The organism is Thalassoglobus sp. JC818, from assembly GCF_040717535.1.
Classification (GTDB): Bacteria; Planctomycetota; Planctomycetia; order Planctomycetales; family Planctomycetaceae; genus Thalassoglobus.
This window is the reverse complement of record NZ_JBFEFI010000004.1, coordinates 217886-238543: the sequence shown is the minus strand read 5'-3', so window position 1 is coordinate 238543 and position 20658 is coordinate 217886. Positions and strand designations below refer to the sequence as shown.

Annotated in this window: 13 protein-coding genes; 12 read left to right on the top strand and 1 reads right to left on the bottom strand. The window is 52.6% G+C overall.

Annotation, left to right across the window (positions count from 1 at the left end; genetic code table 11):
• Positions 1–26: 26 nt before the first annotated feature.
• Positions 27–1388, top strand: coding sequence for a sulfatase (locus AB1L42_RS11985; RefSeq protein ID WP_367055360.1), 1362 nt, complete (start codon positions 27–29; stop codon positions 1386–1388).
• A 158-nt stretch (positions 1389–1546) separates the two neighbouring features.
• Positions 1547–2482, top strand: coding sequence for a hypothetical protein (locus AB1L42_RS11980; RefSeq protein ID WP_367055357.1), 936 nt, complete (start codon positions 1547–1549; stop codon positions 2480–2482).
• Positions 2483–2536: 54 nt separating this feature from the next.
• Here the strand turns inward: AB1L42_RS11980 and AB1L42_RS11975 are convergent, their stop codons facing one another.
• Positions 2537–3784 (bottom strand): threonine synthase, encoded by a 1248-nt coding sequence (locus AB1L42_RS11975; RefSeq protein ID WP_367055354.1) that lies wholly within the window; start codon positions 3782–3784, stop codon positions 2537–2539.
• 259 nt (positions 3785–4043) lie between these two features.
• Here AB1L42_RS11975 and AB1L42_RS11970 point away from each other — a divergent pair, with 259 nt between their 5' ends.
• The 10 genes from AB1L42_RS11970 to AB1L42_RS11925 all read left to right on the top strand — a co-directional run bounded on the left by AB1L42_RS11970 (position 4044) and on the right by AB1L42_RS11925 (position 20227).
• Positions 4044–6827, top strand: coding sequence for a PSD1 and planctomycete cytochrome C domain-containing protein (locus tag AB1L42_RS11970; protein ID WP_367055351.1), 2784 nt, complete (start codon positions 4044–4046; stop codon positions 6825–6827).
• Positions 6828–7107: 280 nt separating this feature from the next.
• Positions 7108–8532, top strand: coding sequence for a sigma 54-interacting transcriptional regulator (locus tag AB1L42_RS11965; protein ID WP_367055348.1), 1425 nt, complete (start codon positions 7108–7110; stop codon positions 8530–8532).
• Positions 8533–8907: 375 nt separating this feature from the next.
• Positions 8908–10104 carry a BtaA family protein gene (locus AB1L42_RS11960; RefSeq protein WP_367056638.1) on the top strand — a complete coding sequence of 399 codons (1197 nt, stop codon included), beginning with the start codon at positions 8908–8910 and terminating at the stop codon, positions 10102–10104.
• A gap of 46 nt (positions 10105–10150) precedes the next feature.
• A complete protein-coding gene (locus tag AB1L42_RS11955; RefSeq protein ID WP_367055345.1) occupies positions 10151–10921 on the top strand; it encodes a class I SAM-dependent methyltransferase in 771 nt (256 codons plus the stop codon).
• Positions 10922–11113: 192 nt separating this feature from the next.
• Positions 11114–12118: a PstS family phosphate ABC transporter substrate-binding protein gene (locus AB1L42_RS11950; RefSeq protein ID WP_367055342.1), complete on the top strand. Its 1005-nt coding sequence runs from the start codon at positions 11114–11116 to the stop codon at positions 12116–12118.
• Between the two features lie 236 nt (positions 12119–12354).
• Positions 12355–13710, top strand: a complete 1356-nt coding sequence (locus tag AB1L42_RS11945; RefSeq protein ID WP_367055339.1) for a YbaY family lipoprotein — start codon at positions 12355–12357, stop codon at positions 13708–13710.
• A 384-nt stretch (positions 13711–14094) separates the two neighbouring features.
• Complete coding sequence (nusA, locus tag AB1L42_RS11940; protein WP_367055336.1) at positions 14095–15612, top strand: transcription termination factor NusA; 1518 nt, start codon at positions 14095–14097, stop codon at positions 15610–15612.
• A 127-nt stretch (positions 15613–15739) separates the two neighbouring features.
• The gene (gene infB, locus AB1L42_RS11935) at positions 15740–18706 is read left to right on the top strand and encodes a translation initiation factor IF-2 (RefSeq protein ID WP_367055332.1); all 2967 of its coding nucleotides are present in this window, start codon (positions 15740–15742) and stop codon (positions 18704–18706) included.
• 51 nt (positions 18707–18757) lie between these two features.
• Positions 18758–19213 (top strand): 30S ribosome-binding factor RbfA, encoded by a 456-nt coding sequence (rbfA, locus tag AB1L42_RS11930; RefSeq protein WP_367055329.1) that lies wholly within the window; start codon positions 18758–18760, stop codon positions 19211–19213.
• A gap of 126 nt (positions 19214–19339) precedes the next feature.
• Positions 19340–20227 carry a hypothetical protein gene (locus AB1L42_RS11925; RefSeq protein ID WP_367055326.1) on the top strand — a complete coding sequence of 296 codons (888 nt, stop codon included), beginning with the start codon at positions 19340–19342 and terminating at the stop codon, positions 20225–20227.
• Positions 20228–20658 lie beyond the last annotated feature (431 nt).

The following is a 20658-nucleotide window of genomic DNA, read 5'->3' as shown; positions in this document are numbered from 1 at the left end:
CCGCGATGATGATTCGAGCTGTTGTGATGTTGCTGTTACTGGGGATGGTCTCGGTGACCGTCGCTGACGATCAACCCAACATCATCGTCATCTTTGCTGACGATCTGGGGTACGGTGATCTCAGTTGTTACAACCGCAGTGGTGTAAAGACACCGCGAATCGACGCGCTCGCTGAGGGTGGTTTTCGGAGCACTGATTTTTTTGTTCCCGCAAATGTGTGCAGCCCGTCGCGTGCAGCTTTGCTCACCGGTCGATATCCGATGCGCTGCGGAATTCCCGTCGCTCGCATTGAGACACCGGGATCGAAATACAAAGACTATGGGCTTCTCCCCGAGGAAATCACGATTCCCGAATTGCTCAAACCGGCCGGGTATCGATCACTCATGGTGGGAAAGTGGCACCTCGGATTGGAAGTCGAAGGCTCTCACCCAATCGATGCGGGCTTTGACGAGCATCTGGGAATTCCAAGCAATTACGGAAAGTCCCGCGGTCCCAACTACGATACTTTGTACCGAGGGAAACAAATCGAACGGAAGAAGGTTCCCTGCGAAGAGTTGACGGAGATTTATACAGATGAAGTCGTCGAGTTTATTGATCGACGCAAAGGCGAACCGTTCTTCATTTATGTCTCGCACCACATCGTTCACACTCCACTTGTGCCCAGTCAGGATTTCGTGGGGACTTCCGGGAAAGGCAAATACGGCGACTTTATCCGAGAGTTGGATCACAGCACCGGTCGGATTGTCGATGCTGTTGAAAGTGCCGGCCTGTCCGAGAAAACGCTGATTGTGTTTACCTCTGACAATGGACCAACGCGAACCGGATCGACTGGTGGATTGAGTGGTGGCAAGTACTGCACAATGGAAGGAGGGCACCGCGTTCCCGGAATTTTCTATTGGCCGGGAACGATTCCAGCACAGCAAGTCTCCGAGATCACTCTGACGAGCATGGATCTGCTGCAGCTGTTTTGCAAACTCGCTGGTGTATCACCTCCTACAGATCGGAAGATTGATGGCAAGGAGATTCTATCAGTTCTTACAGGTGAGCGGACGAAGTCGCCACATGACTTTCTCTACTATTACAATGGGACCAACTTACAGGCTGTGCGGCATGGAAACTGGAAACTTCACCTGCCTCGCACTGTTCATGACCAGCCCTTCTGGTCGAAGTCCGGCGGCCAGTCTAAAGGGTTCGTAACTCTGGATGAGCCGCAGTTATTCGATCTCGGGCGTGATCGTGGTGAGAAGAAAAACGTTGCTGACGAGTACCCTGAAATTGTCGCTCGGCTTCAGAAGCAAGCTGAGGCAATCCGGGACGAACTGGGTGACGTGCATACGACCGGCAGCGATCAAAGAAGGTTCAAACTCATCGATCCACAGGAGAGATAGGCAGATGTGTTTCCCTGAGTCAATGACGTCATTGCAGGTTAGCTTGTTTCCGACGATGCCTTTTCACTTCGACAGAACTTAACTCCTGACAAACGGTCTTTGCGAGCACACACTCAATGATTGCTTGTATGAGAACCATCACAACAGATTGAGTATTCATGAAACTGCAACTGCTTCTCTCGACGTTCGTTCTCTCTTTATATGCCAACTCTTTAAGCGCTGAGGAGATCACGCACAGCTTTCTCGCATGTGGTCAGAAGACATACATCATGGATGAGCAAGGTCAGGTCAGTTGGACTTACCCGACAGCGACGCGAGATGGATATGTGCTCGAAGATGGCACTATCATTTTGACGTTGAATAAGTCGAAGGCGCACTCCGGTGGGGCAGTGGTGCGAATCTCCAGAGAAGGGGATGAAACACTGATCTGGAAGGGAACACAAAGCGAGGTAAATAGCGCACAGCCAACTGAGGATGGGACATTCGTGATTACAGAAGCTGGGGCGAATCCTCGGTTACTTGAGGTCGATGCTGCCGGTGAGGTGTTGCTGGAGTTCCCATTGGCTTGTCAGAAAGAAAATCATCACATGCAGACCCGCATGGCTCGCAAGCTTGCCGATGGAACCTATCTCGCACCACATTTGCACGACTTTGCTGTCTTTCAGTACGACACTGAAGGAAACATTTTGTCCAAGCTTGATACAACCGTTCCGGGAGATGTGGAGCATGAAATACACACCTGGCCGTTTACTGCCATTCGGCATGGCCATGGGCACACACTCGTTTGTTGCACACACGGAAACCGGGTCGTCGATTTTGATTCCACCGGGAATGTTGTCTGGAAGTTGACCAACGAAGATCTGCCTGGTGAGTGGCTTCAGGATCCGTGCGGCTCGCAAATCCTTCCGAATGGGAACATTGTCATCACCAGCTATGCGGGCGGACGTGTCGATCCGCAAGCTCCAAAGATGTTCGAAGTGACTCCTGAGAAGGAGGTCGTGTGGACGTACTTAGACGGAGAGAAAGTCGGGATTCATCACTTTCAAATTCTGACTACGAACGGGCAGCGATTAACGCAACCTGCTCAGAAGTAGAGCAGGCTGCGGTCCACAAAGCTTTGTGGCAACGTGAGGGATCATCGACGTCGGCTACGATTCCTGTTCGAGAATCTTCATCCAGTTTTCGTCTTCATGGTCGATTCTGGGAATGTCATCGCTCTGGAAGAGATGGTTGTACTTCAGGCCGGTCCCGGTATTGAACAGGACGATCGTTTCTTCTGGTGAGAGCCAGCCATCGGACATCAATTGTTCCGCAGCTTTCCAGACCGCTCCGCCTTCTGGGCAGGCCGAGATCCCTTGCCAGCGGCAAATCTCTTCAGTTCCCTGCATCAGTTTCTGATCCGAAACGGAAATGGCTGTGCCTGAAGACTTGCGGATGGCATCCAGCATCAGAAAATCGCCGACTGCGATGGGAACTCGAAGCCCGGATGCACACGTCGCTGCGTTTGGAAACAGCGGGGCAGAGTCTTCGCCATCGAGGTACGCTTTCACAATTGGAGAGCATCCTTCAGCTTGAACGGCGACCATTTTGGGACGTGAACTTCCGATCCAGCCCAGCGCTTCCATTTCGTCGAAGGCTTTCCACATTCCGATCAGCCCAGTCCCTCCTCCTGTTGGATAGAAGATAACATCGGGAAGCTGAAGATCATCAGTGCCAAAATGATCAGCAAGATCGAAGGCAAGCTCGTAGCCCATGGTCTTCTTGCCTTCGACGCGAAATGGTTCCTTGAGTGTCGAAAGATCGAACCATCCGAATTGATTGCAAGCTTCGCGGCACAGACGACCACAATCGCTGATCAAACCGTTTACGAGATAGATGTTGGCTCCGCCTAACTTCGATTCGACGATGTTGGCCGGCGGGGTGTCTTCTGGAACGAAAAGATGACATTCAAGCCCAGCTTGGGCGGCGTAATAAGTTGCAGCACCTGCCGCGTTGCCAGCAGATGGAAGGGCGATGGCTTTCACTCCCAGTGCTTTCGCTCGAGTGACGGCCGCCGACATTCCCCTGGCTTTGAAGCTGCCGGTCGGATTGAATGATTCATCTTTGACAAACAGATTTTCGAACGGTTCAAACGGACCGACTCGATTCGCTTTGAGTAATGGCGTACATCCCTCACCGAGAGAGACAGCTTCCTCGGGAGAATCGACGGGCATGACTTCCCAGAATTTCCACATCGAACGAATGTTCCGAGCACGCACCGTTTTTGGAGTCATCGTTTCTTTGATGGCGTCCAGGTCATACTCAGCGAGTAGTGGCTTGCCAGCTGCGCTCAAGTTCTGAAGTTGATCGATGGCGTAACTTTCGCCGGTCAAAGAGCACTTGAGGTCTTGATGCATGGATGCGATTCGCTTTGGTATGGAGTGGTCAGGCTCGTTCGGTCTGTCGATCTAGGCGACCCTGGAGATGATTTCAAAAACACTGAATGATTCAGTGTCTCGATTGAATGCCGGGGAAACAACTCACTCCTCACATCGAGTCATTTTGTCGATCGGTTTGGGTGTCTCTTCGATTTCAATCAGTCAACCTTGAACTTTGTTTGGGGGAACGTGCTATAATTTCAGCTCCTACCCCACTGTCCCTACCTCATGTGTCTCCATGGTGCTCACAGCTCGACATTTTCTGTTTCTGATCCTCTTTGCTTTCATTGGTTTTTCGCCAGTGTTTGCGTCGGAGGAACAGGAAGTCTTCTTCGAATCGAAGGTGCGTCCACTTCTGGCGGAGCATTGTTTCGGATGTCATAACGCCGAGAAACAGCAAGGCGGACTGAGGTTGGATCGGCGACAATTCGTCTTCGAAGATGGTCCGGCCGGGAAGATCGTTGTTCCTCAAAACGCGAGCGAAAGTCGGTTGTGGCAGGTTCTGCAATACGATGAATTCGATATTCAGATGCCGCCGAAAGCACGTCTGAAAGGTGAACAGCTCGCGATTTTGAAGCAATGGATCGAAGCGGGGGCTTATTGGCCAGAAGATGCTCCGGCGGAGCACTCAGAGGCGAAGGGGAAGCTGTTCTTCACCGAGAGTGGAGAGATCGATTACCATCGGATTCGCGAATCACACTGGGCTTATCAGACGATCGAAATGCCCGACGTCCTGAAGAACGTTCATGCTGGGGAGAAGACGCCCGTTGATCAGATTCTTCTCGAGGAGATGTCGGACAAAGGTCTCGCGTTCAGTCCACAAGCGGGTCGATCGAAACTCATTCGCCGGTTGTCCTTCGATCTGCGCGGCCTGCCTCCGACGATGGAAGAGGTTCAAGAATTTGAGAACGATCAATCTCCGGACGCCTTCGATAAGCTGATCACTCGTTTTCTCGAAGACTCTGCATACGGAGAACGCTGGGGGCGGCACTGGCTTGATCTCGCCCGATACGCGGATACGAAAGGTTACGTCTTTACGCAGAATCGATTCTATCCGTACTCGTACACGTATCGTGATTACGTGATCAACGCGATTCAGCAAGACGTTCCGTACGATGACTTCATTCGAGAACAGCTCGCTGCCGACCAGCTCGGATATGGAGAGAATGATCCCCGGTTGGCTGCGTTGGGCTTTTTGACCATCGGTCCACGTTTCTTGAATCGTGAGCCGGATATCATTGACGATCGAATTGACGTTGTGACGCGTGGCTTGATGGGAATGACACTCGGATGCGCCCGGTGTCACGATCACAAATTCGATCCACTCCCGGCTGCGGATTACTATTCGTTGTACGGTGTGTTCGCAAGTTGCTATGAGCCAGAAATGCCTCCTTTACGCGGGGAACTTGATACGTCTGCGCCGGGATATCAGGAGTTTGCGGAGGAATTGCAGAAACGTGAACAGGCGGTTGTTGATTACGTTCACGAAACACATGCGGCTCTGCTGTCTCAGCTGTGCGATCAGCTGGAAGACTACTTCCCAGAAGCTTTGAAGAGGGCAGGGCACATTCCGGAGCAGCAAGAGTTGACTCCAAAACATGGGCCTCCGCGCAGCAAACTCGTCGAGCGGTGGCAATTGCTCGTTGATCGAAAGCTGAAAGAAAACGATCCGGTCTTCATTCCTGGCGCCCGGATGTTGGAGCTCGTCAAGCAGAGTGCGAGTCCGGAAGAGTTTCAGAAAGCTGCGGAGGAACTCTCGCAGAATTCTGAGATTCCTCAGGTCGTTATTCAGGAATTGAGTGACGCATCCGCGCATTCGCTGATGGGAATTGTCGACGCATACGTTCGAGCCTTTTCTTCAGTCCGAGATGAGTGGAAACAGCTACAGGCGGAGAATTCGGAAGCAAATCGATTGCCCGACGATGGTCGAGAAAAGGTCAGGCAGATTCTTTACGGGCCGAACTCTCTGACGGATCTTCAACCGGCCGAGAATTCACCGCTGTTTGAACGGGATCAGCGGGATCGTTTGACTGCGCTACACAAAGCGGTCGATGACTGGCACGTCACCTCACCGAATGCTCCCGCTCGCTCGATGGTTCTCCTGGATAAAGAGAACCTGTTCGAGCCCGTCGTATTTGTGCGGGGAAATCCGGGACGGCGAGGCGAGAAAGTTCCCCGTCGTGCACCGCATCTGCTCGATTCCGATCCTCAGAGCGTCTTTCAGAAATCGAGTGGCCGTCGTGAACTCGCGGAGCTGATCGTGTCTCCGGACAACCCGTTGACAGCGCGCGTTCTGGTGAATCGTGTCTGGATGGCGCACTTTGGAACGCCGCTTGTCTCGTCGACTTCAGACTTCGGACTGCAAACGGAAGAGCCGCTGCAAAGAGAGCTGCTCGACTACCTCGCTTGGAGCTTGATCCATCAACACGATTGGTCGCTCAAAGGGCTGCATCGTGAAATTCTCAAAAGTGAAGCTTGGCAACAGCAGAGCATCGATCGACCGGGAGCGCGTCAAATCGATCCGGAGAACACACTCTACTGGAAGCAGAATCGACAGCGTCTCGACTTCGAAGCGATGCGCGATTCCATGCTTGCAGTCGCCGGTCGCCTTGATCAAACCGTTGGGGGAAGACCGATTGATATCGAACAGGAACCGTTCACGAACCGTCGAACTGTGTATGGACTCATCGATCGCAACAATCCCTCCGGGTTGCTGAGAACCTTTGACTTCCCAACGCCAAATTCTTCGAGTCCTGGTCGGACAGAAACGACGGTCCCACAGCAGTCGTTGTTCAGCATGAATTCCAACTTCGTTCGGGAAATATCATCGTCACTGGCGAATCGTGCGAGGGAAGCGTCTGAGAATGAGAGCGAACAGATTCGAAAACTTGTCGAATTCACCCTTTCGCGACCGGCCAGCGAAGAGGAGGTCCAGCGCATGGAGCAGTTTGTGCAGGGGAACTCTCTGGAAGTTCTTTCACAAGCTCTGCTCATGTCGAACGAGTTCTTTTTCGTTGACTGAAAACGGCAACGAATGACGCACGAGACAGAAGTTGGCTCAATATTCTGTGTCAACGTGCTGAATGCGAGCGAAGAGCCGTCACATCGCTGATCGACCTGGAACGAACGCAGTCGATTGGCTGAGCTTCGATGTATCAAGATTTCGTCAATTCTGACGAATCACAATCTGAACTGATTGGCATCTTGAGGCGCCTGCGTAGAATCAGATTCCTGGCAAGTTCCGGTGGATGCAGTGCCATCGCGCAGGAACATCCTGCATACCTTACGCAATGGATTATTTTATGTCGCATCGTCCCAGTACCCTCGGAGAGCTCAAGGAATCGGGTTATCAGCCAGTTTCTGTGAAGACTGAGATGAGGCGAAATCTGGTTCGTCGATTGCAAGAAGGTCAGGAACTTTTTCCGGGCATCCTCGGATACGATGAAACCGTGATCCCCCAAGTCGTGAATGGGATTTTGGCCAAGCACGACATGCTGTTCCTCGGATTGAGAGGGCAGGGGAAAACTCGCATGTTGAGAATGCTGAATCAGTTTCTCGACGAGGCGATTCCGGTCGTGGAAGGCTCCGAAATTCATGACGACCCAATTGATCCGTTGTCAAAATACTCTCGAGATCTGATTCAGGAGCGGGGCGACGATACACCAGTTGTCTGGGTTGGTCGTGAAGACCGCTACCTTGAGAAGTTGGCCACACCCGACGTGACCATTGCCGATTTGATTGGCGAGGTCGATCTCATTAAACATGCGGAAGGTCGACATCTTTCAAGTGAAGATGTGATGCACTTCGGTCTGATTCCGCGTGCACATCGCGGGATCTTCTGCATGAACGAACTGCCGGATCTTTCGCCGAAAATTCAGGTCGGGCTGTTCAATGTTCTTGAGGAGCGTGACATTCAGATTCGCGGCTTCACCGTTCGATTGCCGTTGGACATCTGCATGGTCTTCTCCGCCAATCCCGAGGACTATACGAATCGGGGCCGAATTGTGACGCCGCTGAAGGATCGCATCGGCACTGTCGTTCGAACACATTATCCGCTCGAACGGGAACTCGGGATTCAGATTCTGGAAGAAGAAGCCTGGACGCAGCGTGACGGTCAGCCTGTCTTCGTTCCTCATTTCATCAAGGAAATTGTGGAAGAGACGAGCCGGCTCGCGCGGACGAGTCCGCATGTCAATCAGGCGTCGGGCGTGAGTGTTCGAATGTCGATTTCGAATTTCGAGACCGTGGTCTCTCATGCTGAACAGCGAGCCCTTAGAAATGGAGACTCTTCCGCTGTGGCTCGCGTGAGTGATCTCTATTGGATGGCAGCCAGTTCACGAGGCAAGATCGAGCTGGGACTTTCCGAAGATACCGGCGATGAAGACATTCTCATTCTCAGGTTGATCGAAGAAGCAGTCAAAAACGTCTTCGATCAGAGTCTGACTCCCAAACGCTTTTCGAATGTCGTCGAGTTCTTCAATTCGGGAAATCAGGTCAAATTCGATCCCGATCACAGCGCTGAAGAGTTTCTGAACGAGCTCGGTCAGGTTCGGGGATTCCTCGATCAGATTCGCCAAATCACCAGCGAACTCGTTCCTGAAATCCCTTCGCAAGAGATGAACTCCCGAGCCGAAGCTGCGGTCGCAGAACTGATTCTCGACGGGCTTTATGCTCACAATCGACTGAATCGACGTCTCAAGTTCGGGCAGTTCGTTTACGGAGACTGAAGCCATCGCCCACTCGATTTGCCTGACGCAATCCAATCTCAAGCATTCAGCACAGTCGATTCTGGGAAGATTTGTGCCTTGCAACGAGCTTGCAAGCCTGATTTCTCAAGGATGATCATCCTTCACGGATGTGTATGACGGTCGCTGTTGATCTGTGCTCGATTTGTGTACGATCTTGCGCCCCATTGGACGGACACCGCTTTCCGTCTCGTCGGGGCTGGTCGCAATCCTTCTTAAGCTCTTGTGAGAGTTGAGGTTGTGGCCTTGATGTTTCCTGTCAACAATGATCGCAAAGCCAGTGGTCACCGCATTCAGAAGTCGGTGACGGAATCGGTTTTGCAACTGCATGAATCAGCAGATCTGAGAGTACGCCGCATGCCGTTGGAACGAATTAGCCGGACTGCCTTTAATCTGATTCATGGCAGAAATCTGGTCTACAACCAGTGCTGGGAAGATCCTCGACTGGATCGCGAAGCATTGCAGTTTAATGCAGACGATGAAGTGGTCGTCATCACCTCCGCGGGATGCAATGCGCTTGATTACGCGCTCGCCGGTGTCAATCATGTCCATGCTGTCGACATGAACTTCCGACAAAATGCGTTGCTGCAGCTCAAGCAGGCAGCGATCAAGAACCTCGAATTCGATCAGTTCTTTGATCTGTTTGGCCACGGACGAATTGCGAACTGGGACGAAATCTACACCAAGCAACTGCGAAGCGAACTCCCTGAGCAATCGCAAAAATTCTGGGATCGCCACGGGAATTTCTTCACCGGATCGCGGCGACGTCCGAGTTTCTATTTTCGTGGAACGTCTGGTTTGTTCGCGTGGATTGTCAAAGGCTATGTCGGTCGAAACGCAAAATTGCGTGACGCTGTTAATAAGTTGATGGCTGCGAAGACACTCGAAGAGCAACAGGAAATTTTCTACGAAGACAATCTGAAAGAGACACTGTTCCGCCCGATGATTCGCTGGCTGTTGGGGCGAGATACAACGATGGCCATGCTTGGTGTTCCGAGGAGCCAGCGACAACAGCTCGATCAGGAATATCCCGGCGGGATCGCGCAGTTCATCGTCGATCGAATCGAGACCGTGTTCGCCAAACTTCCGCTGCAGGATAATTACTTCTGGCGAGTTTATTTGACGGGCGAATACACTCGGGACTGCTGCCCGGAGTATCTGAAGAAAGAGAACTTCGAGTCATTGAAGCAGGGCATCGTCGAGAAAGTTTCGACGCATACGAATTCATTGCTGGGATTCCTGGAAGGGCATTCCAAGCCTGTCACAAAGTTCATTCTCCTGGACCACATGGACTGGCTGTATCACAACCGTAAGGACATTCTTGCGGAGGAGTGGCAAGCGATTGTCAGTCGTGCTGGAGAAGGAGCCAAGGTGATTTGGCGAAGTGCCAGCTTGAATGTGGATTTCGTCGATCCGATCGAAGTAGAAGTCGATGGAACCACCCGCAAGCTCGGCGACCTTCTGAAATACGATCGTCCGCTTGCTGAGCGACTGCACCCCTTGGATCGTGTGAACACTTACGGAAGTTTTTACATCGCTGATCTGGTGAAGTAATCGCGATTCTCTTCACCTCTTGCCATTGAACCTGTCATCGAGATCCATGAGCAACCCGTTCAAAACTGTAACAAGCGACGCGAAGACCTTGTGGCACCTGGCCGTACGGCGTGCTAAAGGGAAGACGCATGCTGAGCGACTGGAAAACTTCTATTCCGGTCAGGCTGGGGATTACGATGACTTCCGTCGACGAATGCTTCACAGTCGACAGGAAATGATTCAATCCATTCCGGTTCCTGAAGGAGGGGTATGGGTTGATCTCGGAGCGGGAACCGGTGAGAACGCTGAACATATCGGCGAGCCGATTTCCAAGCTTTCAAAGATGTATCTCATCGATCTCTCCGACTCGCTGCTCGAACAGGCTCAACGGCGAATCGATGCCAACGGATGGTCGAACGTCACCCCAGTATGTTACGACGCGACTCAATTTGTTCCGGAGGAGGGCGCCGCTGATGTCGTGACGTTTTCCTATTCTCTCACGATGATTCCTGACTGGTTTCGCGCGATCGATCATGCGTGGAAGCTGCTGCGTCCCGGTGGAACGATCGGAGTTGTCGACTTCTATGTGAGCCGTAAGCATCCCGACGAAAATTTCTCGAAGCATGGATGGGGGACGCGAACATTCTGGCAACCCTGGTTCGCCAGCGACAATGTCTTTTTGAGCCCGGACCATCTGCCGTATCTGCAGAATAAATTTGAAACGGTGAGTCTGTCAGAACGTCGCGGAAAAATTCCGTATCTTCCATTCGTTCGAGCCCCGCACTATCTCTTCATCGGGAAGAAGCCAGCCAGCGACGCATCGACTGACGAGGCGTGATTTTTCTCTCGATTTCTCTCCTGGAAGCCGGTCTTGACGCCTTCTGAAGTAGCGTTTCAGAACTTCGTCTTGAGGTGATTCGATTCACCGCGCTATACTCCGGCAGATTCGGCCACTTTGCCAAGAATCCCGAGTGTGAATGTTGTCACTCTCTTGACGTGATGATCGTCTGTGGAACTCGGCCGAAGCATTATGGATTTTTTGACCCAGGAGGGAATCGGTATGAAGCTGTTAGGAGTCAGGCGCTTTCTCGAAGTCGCTGCCATGGTGTTGTGTGTTGTTTCCATCAGCGGTGCGGAAACCGTTGATCCCACACTTCCGGTTTACACCCGGTCTGAAGATGTTAAGGGAACGCTGACGCTGATCGGGTCGAACACAATGTCGCAGATCGGTGCGACCTGGGGTGCCCACTTCCAGCGACTCTACCCTGACGTCACCATCGACATCAAAGTTCAGGGCGCGACAAATGCCGTCACTTCTGTCATCGACGGGGAAGCAAATTTCGGCCTGTTGAGCCGTTCAATCAACGAAGAAGAAGTGAAAGCGTTCTACGAGAAATTCGGATACGTTCCGACAATTCTCACGCCGGCGCTCGAGCCTCTCGCAATCTATGTTCACAAAGACAATCCGATTGAGAGTCTCAGCCTGGCTCAGCTCGACGCCATTTACTCCACCTCTTTGAAGCGAGGTGAATCCAAAGTTGCGATGACTTGGGGCGATGTTGGAGTGACAGGGCAGTGGGCCAGTCAGCCAATTGAACTTCATGGACGTCTGGAGCTCACCGGCTCGCAGGTCTTTTTTCAGTCAGCGATCATGGGGGGCGGCGAGTTTCGCAAAGAGATGATCCCTCACGAGACCAATCTGGCACTGGTCAGTGCGCTCGAAAAGAGCCCGACCGGAATCGGATTCGCCGGGTCAACTTTTGGAACTCCAGAGTTGAAAATTGTCCCGCTCTCATGGAAGAGTGGAGAAGAAGCAGTCGGAATTGATCAGTCCAACTATCCTCTCGTGCGTCGATTGCAATTGGTTGTCAACAGCCACCCTGAGCGCCCACTCAGCCCTCTTGAGCGCGAGTTCATCAAGTACGTCTTCAGCCAGCGTGGCCAACAGGATGTCGTGATCAGCGGCTTTCTGCCTGTCCCAGCTGGAGCAGCCAACATCGCCCTGCAGGCGGTTGGCGAGAAAACGTTGAACTAGGTTTTGTTCACTAGCCTCGGCGAATGAGCACAACAATGACCTGTGTTTAATCGTCAAGCGAGTGCAATAGGGAAGAGAAACTTGCTTGAGGCACGGTTCCGAAACCGAATGCCGCAGCGGGCTCTCAAACTTCTTCAAGCGGCAAGACGGTTTGAATTGTGATTGCCGTGACATCATTGCGATGACAATTACACGGGACAGATATCAGCTCATCAGGCATTGGAAGGATGCTTTCCATGAAACGGATTTCTTTCGCAGCAATTGTTTGCTGTCTCATCAGTCTTTATGCGGTCGATTCGCAAGCGATCGATCGATCCAGAACAGGCGGATCACCCACTCAGCCTGCTCCGACGAATATCTTTGACCCAATGAAACTTCCGGGTCAGGATGGGTTGGGAAACCTTGGAGTTTCACCGGACCCATTTCTTCCTTCGGGGATTTACAACCCGTTTCCAACACTGCCGGGCGTGAACCCTTCGACGACACCGCAAGGCGGCCAGAATCTGGCAGTTCCCAATCCGCAGTCGTATCCGGGAACGACAACTCCTGAAAATCGAATGCGAATTCAGGGGCCAACTCAGCAGTATGTTCCACCGGGTGGCTCGACTGATCCAGCCAGCAGTCGCTGGAGACTCGGAATTTTGTCTCGCGACACCGAGCATGGAGTCAAGATTTACGAAGTGGTCGAAGGTTCGGCAGCCAAGCGTGCTGGTCTGGAAGTCGAAGACCTGATTGTTGCTGTTCAGGGATACCAGGTCGGGATCGTCAACGGCGTCGTCTACGAACTTTCCAAAGAGTTCGAACGACACGCAGACCAGAATGGCATGGTTTCCATGCTGGTTCAGGATCATCGGACACGTTCTCTGATGAACCTCTCGGTCAAACTCGATTCTCGCTTCTCAACGATTCGCGGTTCACTGACTTTAAATGGCACCAATGCCGGAGAGCTTGATCGAAACGCAATCGTCACTGTGGAATTGCAGGAAATCGTCCGACAGGGGGCTGCTCCGCTGACGATTGCCCGTAAGGAAATCAGCAATCCTCGTCAGTACCCAATCAATTTCGAATTGCAGTACGACCCAGCACAGGTGTCGACACTGGGCGAATACGTGCTTGTTGCGAATCTGATCCGCAACGGTCGGGCATCTCACAAGACGATTCAGTCTTACACGGTCAATTCACAAGGAACCGGCAGCGGTCGTCCATTAGCGATGCGATTGGACCCGGTTCGTCCAACGTACGGCGACACACCGGTGCATATCGATGAGTCAGCACGCGTTGCGACGATTGTCCGCTGGTTCAATGAATATCTCGGGCGTCCACCTTCAGACCGAGAATTGAGTGTTTGGCTGACAGCACTCGACAGTGGTTACACACTGAAACAGGTTCAGCTTGAATTGCTCGGCCACAATCAGTTCTTCAATCGCTGTGATCGTGACAAAGAAGTTTATGTTCGCCGCGTCCACGAACTTCTCGTTGGACAGAAGCCGAACCCCGATCAGTTGGAGTATTGGATCGGTCGATATGATGCTCTCGGCGGAATTCGCAGAGATATCGCGAGCGAATTTCAAGATGCCGTTGGCATTCGCTAACACTCAATTTGAGCAACGCAGCTTCGAACGCGGAAAAGTGACCAGTCGCTTTTCCGCGTTTTGCGTGAAAAGGCGGATTGTAACGATCTTTGAATCGCCGGTTATTGACAGACTGTTCGTCGAAACGTATTGTTCAGTCTTCACTTTAGCGAGATTTTCGTTGGAATGACCAATCCCTTTCAGGACGACAGGCGACTGAACTGTGGTTCTGGAGTATTAGAGAGGCTGCCCATGTAGGCATTGGCGTGTTAGCGACCGGTGCTCGGCGTCCGCGAGTGACAACAGTGTGTTGTTGCAAGTGTGAGGGCACGATATCTCTGGTGATTTGCAACGAGTGGGATTTGGTCCCGCTCTTTTTTTTCATCCTGATGGCAGTTACCGAGCATGAATGGTAGTGAGGTTTTACGCATCGTCGACGCCATCCACCGTGATAAGGGGATCGAGAAAGAGATCGTCTTCAGCGGAATTGAGGCGGCGATTCTTTCGGCGGCGCGCAAGCACTACGGAGAAGATAGCGAGATTGTCGTTGAAATCGACAGAATGTCTGGAGATGTGTCAGCCAGTCTCGATGAGACTCCTCTGGATTCTGAAGAACTCGGTGATCTTCTCGGACGAATCGCTGCTCAAACTGCCAAGCAGGTGATGATTCAGAAGATTCGTGAGGCAGAACGCGACTCTGTGTACGATGAGTACATGGAGTTGAAGTCTCACCTGGTGAGTGGTGTTGTCACGCGAACCGATCATGGTGTGGTATCGATCAACCTCGGAAAAGTTGAAGCGATCCTCCCCAAGAGCGAGCAGATTCCTGGCGAATCACATCGTGTCAGCGACCGCGTTCGAGCAGTCGTTCTCGACGTTCGAAAAGCCGGAAGTCGTGTGAAAGTCGTTCTTTCGCGAATTCATCCGGAATTCGTTCGACGACTCTTCGAGGTGGAAATTCCCGAGGTTTCCGATCGCATTATCGAAGTGCGTTCACTCTCTCGAGAAGCAGGTTATCGCTCGAAAGTGGCTGTTTCCTGTTACGATAATAATATTGACAGTGTCGGGGCGTGTGTTGGAGTTCGCGGTTCGCGAATTAAAACAATCGTCGATGAGCTCGACGGCGAACGCATTGATATCGTTCGCTGGAACGACTCATTGCAGGTTCTGATTCCAAATGCGATGCAGCCAGCAGAGGTAGAGGACGTGATTCTCTGCCCAATGCTCGGTCGAGTCATCGTGCTCGTGAGGGATGATCAACTTTCTCTCGCGATCGGCAAGAAGGGACAGAACGTCCGGCTGGCTTCGAAGCTGGTCGGTTGGGACATCGAAGTGATGACCCAGGAGGAACTCGATGAGCAGCTCGAGCGATCAGTCGCTGCGTTCTGTCAGATTCCCGGAATTACCGAAGATCTGGCAGAGTCGCTAGTTTCACAAGGCTTCTTCAGCTTCGACGATCTCTCGGTTATCGAGCCGGATCACCTTCAGGAACTGAGCGGGTTCAGTGCTGAAGAATGTGAAAAAATCGTCGAACATGCAGAAAATGAAGCGGAACGTGAAGAGCAGGAGGCGGATCGTCGAAAAGCATTAGAGCGGGAAGCACGTCGCGTTGAGAAAGAGGCAGCTCAACTTGATGCGATGACAGGAAAATCGCTGCCAGATGAGAAGGCGTCAGATCAGGCCCCGGCTCAGGCAACCTCAGCGCCTCAGGCTGATGAGGGTGCAGGTACCTCAAGCGGCTCCGATAATTCATCAGAGAACCAGACGACGGAAGCTGTTGAGGGCGACACTCCACAGGGTGTTGCAGAGGATGGTGGTTCTGAAAAGAGCATTGTTCAAGGCAACGGGCAAGATGGCCCGGACGCCGCGAGCGAAGAAAGCTCCGCCACGAAAGCTGAGGAGCAGACAGAAGCTGGTTCGTAGTCTGTCAGCGAGAATCGGGAAATTAGATTGTCAGATTGAGAATTCTGACTCGTTGAATCTGAAGAACCGAATGAGTGGGCTGAGATTGGCCAACAAGAAATAGACGAGATATTTTAGGGGGTGACGTTTGAAGATCCGAATCTTCGCACTGGCGAAGGAATTGGGACTCGATAGCAAGGACCTGATTCAACACTGCAATGACGCAGGGTTGAATGTCAAGAGCTCTGCGCTGGCAAGTATTTCGCCCGATGAGCGTGATCTCGTATTGAATTATCTCAAGTCACTCGAATCTGGATCAGCTCCTGTTGCTACAGAAGCAGTCGCGGCGGCTCCAGTCCGCGAAGCAGGTTCAACTCGCGAAATGCGGGAAATCAAAGGCGGAGCGGCCGCGAAGCAGGTCCAGCGCCGCGCTCCACGTAAGGAAAAAGCCAAAGAGGGTGAGGCAGATCTCACCACTGTCGATGAAGTCACTGAAGACTCATTCGTCGACACGCAGCCAGCAGATGCCGGTGAGGTTGGCGTCCAGTCGGACGATGCGACCCTGGTCGAAAACGCCGAAGTTCGCTCAGTTGAGAGTGACGCCGCTGCAACATCTGCTCAAGACGCTAGCGCAACTGCGTCTTCCACATCTGAAGAGCAAGAAGTTACTGCTGAAGATGCAACCCCGTCCGAGAATTTGTCAAAGGACTCTGAACAGTCTGTGCCAAGCCAACAAGTTTTAGAACCTCCTGTTGAAGCCAAAGGGGAATCGACAGAGACCCCAGCCTCTCAAGAGGGTGAGCCGACATCAAAAGAGGCTGCGTCAGCAGAGACCGCCGAAGGCGACTCCGGAGTCGACGCTCCAGCCGCTCAGGGCAGCCCCATCAGTCGCGATGATTACATCGACCCGACCGGAGGACGCAGCAGTGGTGGTGCCATTCGCGAAATGCGTCCACAGGGCTCAATGCGACATCGGCAACCGCGAAAAGACAAGAAACGCGGTCCAAGTTTGCCAGCCCTTGCGTCGACTCCCAACTACAAGCCACCTGTCGCCAAGAAGTCCGATGAAGGACCGGTTCAGAAACCGGACCTCGCACTGACTGGCGATGTTCTGAAGAAGAACAAGCTGGCCGACATCCTCAAAAAGAATCGTGACGACTCGCGTCGCAAGTCGGAGGATGAGGATGACGCCAAGAAGGGTCGCTCCGGCTCACGGACGCTGAACCTCGAAGAGGCCAGAAAGTCTCGCCGCAGCAAGCGTCAACGTCGTACCGGTGAAGACGAAGAAAACGTCATCGTCAAAACGGTCAAGCGACACCGCAAATCGGGACCGATTGAACGAAAGTCCGAAGCGACTGTCTCATCGCCGATGACCGTTCGCAGCCTGGCTGAAGCCATGGGACGCCCAGCTCGAGATTTGATCACCATCATGTTCAAGCATGGTGAAATGGTCACGATCAACGACGCTCTCGACGACGAAATGGCGCTCGAAATCGCCATGGAACTCGGTGTCGACCTCACAATCGAACCGGAAGAAGATTTCGAAGACGCGATCACGGAGATCCTCGAACGACCAGATACCGATTTCGGAATGGATCTTGTTGCACGGCCTCCAATCGTGACCGTGCTGGGACACGTCGATCACGGAAAAACAACTCTTGTCGACCGAATTCGTTCTTCGAATGTCGTCGATGGAGAAGCTGGCGGGATTACGCAGCACATCGCAGCCTATCAGGTGGATCACAACGGTCAGAAAGTGACGTTTGTCGATACGCCGGGTCACGCCGCGTTCGGTGAAATGCGAGCCCGTGGAGCCAATGTGACAGACATGGTCGTTCTGGTTGTGGCCGCCGACGACGGTGTGATGCCACAAACGGTCGAATGTATCAGTCACGCGAAGGCAGCCGGAGTTCCGATTGTCGTCGCTATGAACAAGTGCGACCTGCCGGACATCAATGAGCAACGAATTCTGACTGAGCTGTCTCAACATGGAATTCTTCCATCGGAGTGGGGCGGTGATGTCGAAGTGGTTCGAGTTTCAGCCCTTCAAGGAACTGGAATTGATGACCTTTTGGAGACATTGTTGCTGACTGCGGAACTTCAAGAGTTCCGAACAGTCGATTCCATTCCGGCCGACGGTGTCTGCCTCGAAGGTTTCATGGACGAAGGTCGCGGGCCATTGGCTTGGGCGCTCGTCCGCCGCGGAACGTTGCGAATCGGCGATAACATTTGCTGCGGAACGTCGTTTGGACGTGTTCGAGCGATGTACGACGACGCAGGCAGAGAAATTCAGGAAGCAGGTCCATCTACGCCGGTCAAGATCGCCGGATTGGACCACGTTCCAAGTGCTGGAAGCCGCTTCCTCGTGATGGACGACATCGAGCAGGCTCGCGAAGTCGCAGAACTGCGTGAAGCACGCGGTCGAAGTGCCGTGCTCGCTCAACGAGGCGGACCGGTTTCACTGGAAGACTTCTTCAAGCAACGCGACGGAATGATCCAGGATCTTCCGTTGATCATCAAAGCAGATACTCCCGGCTCGATCGAAGCGATTCGCAGCGAACTGGGCAAGTTTACGCATGATGAAGTGAAGCTGAAAATCCTCCACGAAGGTGTCGGAGGGGTGAACGAGAGTGATGTTTACCTCGCAGCATCTTCCGGTGCGATCGTCATTGCATTCCACGTCATCGCTGAAGATCGAGCGGAGGCACTGGCTTCTCAGGAAGGCATCCAGATTCGTCGCTACAAGATCATCTATAACGTGACGGATGACATTCGTCAGGCGATGGAAGGTCTGCTGAAGCCTGAACGAGTTGAAGTGCCGACAGGCAGGGCTCTTGTCCTTCGAACATTTTCGATCAGCAAGGTCGGAACTGTTGCAGGTTGCCGCGTGTTGAACGGCACCATCGATCGTTCGAACCGGGTCCATGTGATTCGTGATCAAACCATTCTCAACAACTACTCCATCGCTTCTCTGAAACGTGAGAAGGACGACGCGAAAGAGGTTCGAGAAGGATTCGAGTGCGGAATTCGTCTGGACGGGTTCAACGATGTCAAGGAAGGCGACTTGCTGGAAGCTTATCGCATCGAAGAACGGAAGCGATCGCTGGATGAATAACTCTGGTGAACTGCCGGAGTGGATCGAGTTCTAATGTGAGAAGTGAGTGGAATGAAAAGTCGCCGGACCGCCAAGGTAGCTGAAGCGATTCGTCAGGTGGTCAGTTCTGCAATTCTGATCGAATTGCGCGATCCTCGAGTCAAAAATGTGACGGTTCTCAGCGTGGATGTCGCAGGGGATCTACGTACAGCGAAAGTTTACGTCAGCATTCTGGGTGACGAGAAGACGGAATTGCTGTCTCTGAAAGGGCTGAATGCAGCGCGAGGCTGGTTACAATCCCGGATCGCGGACCAGCTTCAACTTCGATTGACTCCGGTTCTCACGTTTGTGGTGGACCGTGGTGTGAAGAAAAGCATCGAAGTTTCTCGCCGCCTGCATGAATTGGGGATCTCCGAGGAGGACGACGAGGACCTTTCCTCGTTTGATTTCCCTGACAGCCCAGATGAATTTGATGACGAAGCACAATCGCCCGAAACTGATGAGAACGACCAAACTCCGGAAACATAGTAAGTCGCAGGTTTGAGCCAAGCATCAAGGGAATTGGCTTAAACAAGGAAGACATGGTCCAGTTCGCGGCAGGTCCACGGACTGGAAAAACATCACGATCAATTACTCCTTATTCGGGAGGCGTCGATGCCTGCCAGCAAATCGCTGAAAGCTGCAGACAAACAGAAGATTCTCAAAAAACTCGTCACCGAGATGAAGAAGCACGTGAAGGGATCGATTCCCAAGCACAATCATTCCGTGCTGGAAACGGTTCTCTACTCAGCGTGTGTTGAGAATGTCAGCTACGAAGCTGCAGATCAGGCATATTCGAATCTGCTTGACACCTTCTTCGACCTCAATGAGGTTCGAGTCAGCTCTGTCACCGAAATTATTGAGGCCCTCGGGGACGTTTACGAAGCCGATTGGAAAGCTCTTCGCGTCCGCGAAGCTCTGCAGGATGTTTTCGAGAAGAACTTTGCTTTCGATCTCGAAATTCTGAAGCGGAAGACTCAGGAAGTCGCGAACAAAGAGCTGTCGGAAATTCCGCACATTTCGCCGTTCATGCGTGACTACACGGTTCAACATGCGCTCGGAGCGCACGTGTTGCCCGTCGATGAAAAAATGGCTCAACTTCTGAAGTGGTTGGCACTTGTCGACGCAGATGCGACCAACGAAGAAGCTTCCGATGCGATCAAAGCGGGGATCAAAAAATCCGACGGTCCGCAGTTCTGTTTTCTGTTGAAGGCAGTTTCTGTCGACCCTGTGTTGCAGCCTGGGCTGGAGCAGTATCAGGAACTCGATCCCGAAACCGACCCGTTCGCTTGTGCCTCCCGGTTGGCAGATCTCTACAAGAGTCCGGTAAAGCCGAAACGGGCAAAACCGACGAGTAAAAAAGTCAGTCGAAAGAAACCGGAGACGAAGACCGCGACTCGTAAGTCGACTAAAAAGGCGGCGACGAAGTCCAAGACCACCACGAAGAAGGTCAAGAAGCCCACGAAGACTGCCAAGAAATCAAAGCGGTCCACAGGGAAATAATCGCATCGGTTGAGCTTGAGGACATTTGTCTGTCCTCAGCTCTGCCCGCAATTTGATCGTTCTCGTTTCTGCTCCGGTGCGACCAATTCAATTTCGACGAGATTTTTCCGCACTGAGTTCTGCGCAGTTCCGTCCTGTTGAATGGACTGCACTGACGCTGGCAACGCTTATCGGGATTCGTTGACTTCGTCGCATCGTTCCGATTGTCGAAGACGTTTGGATTCCAACTCTCAAATTCGGCGACTCATTCTCTGACCACTTGATCGCCGCAAACGACGTCGAGAAACCGACCACTGCTGACGATGAAGTCTGTGTGCCGCATCGACTGATGTCATTTCTCTCCGCCAAAAGCGACTTCGAACTTGGTTTGCCGAGTTTCGCTCGAGCTGTCGCAGATTCTCGAAGAAGTCATGAACTCAGACGAGTGCGGA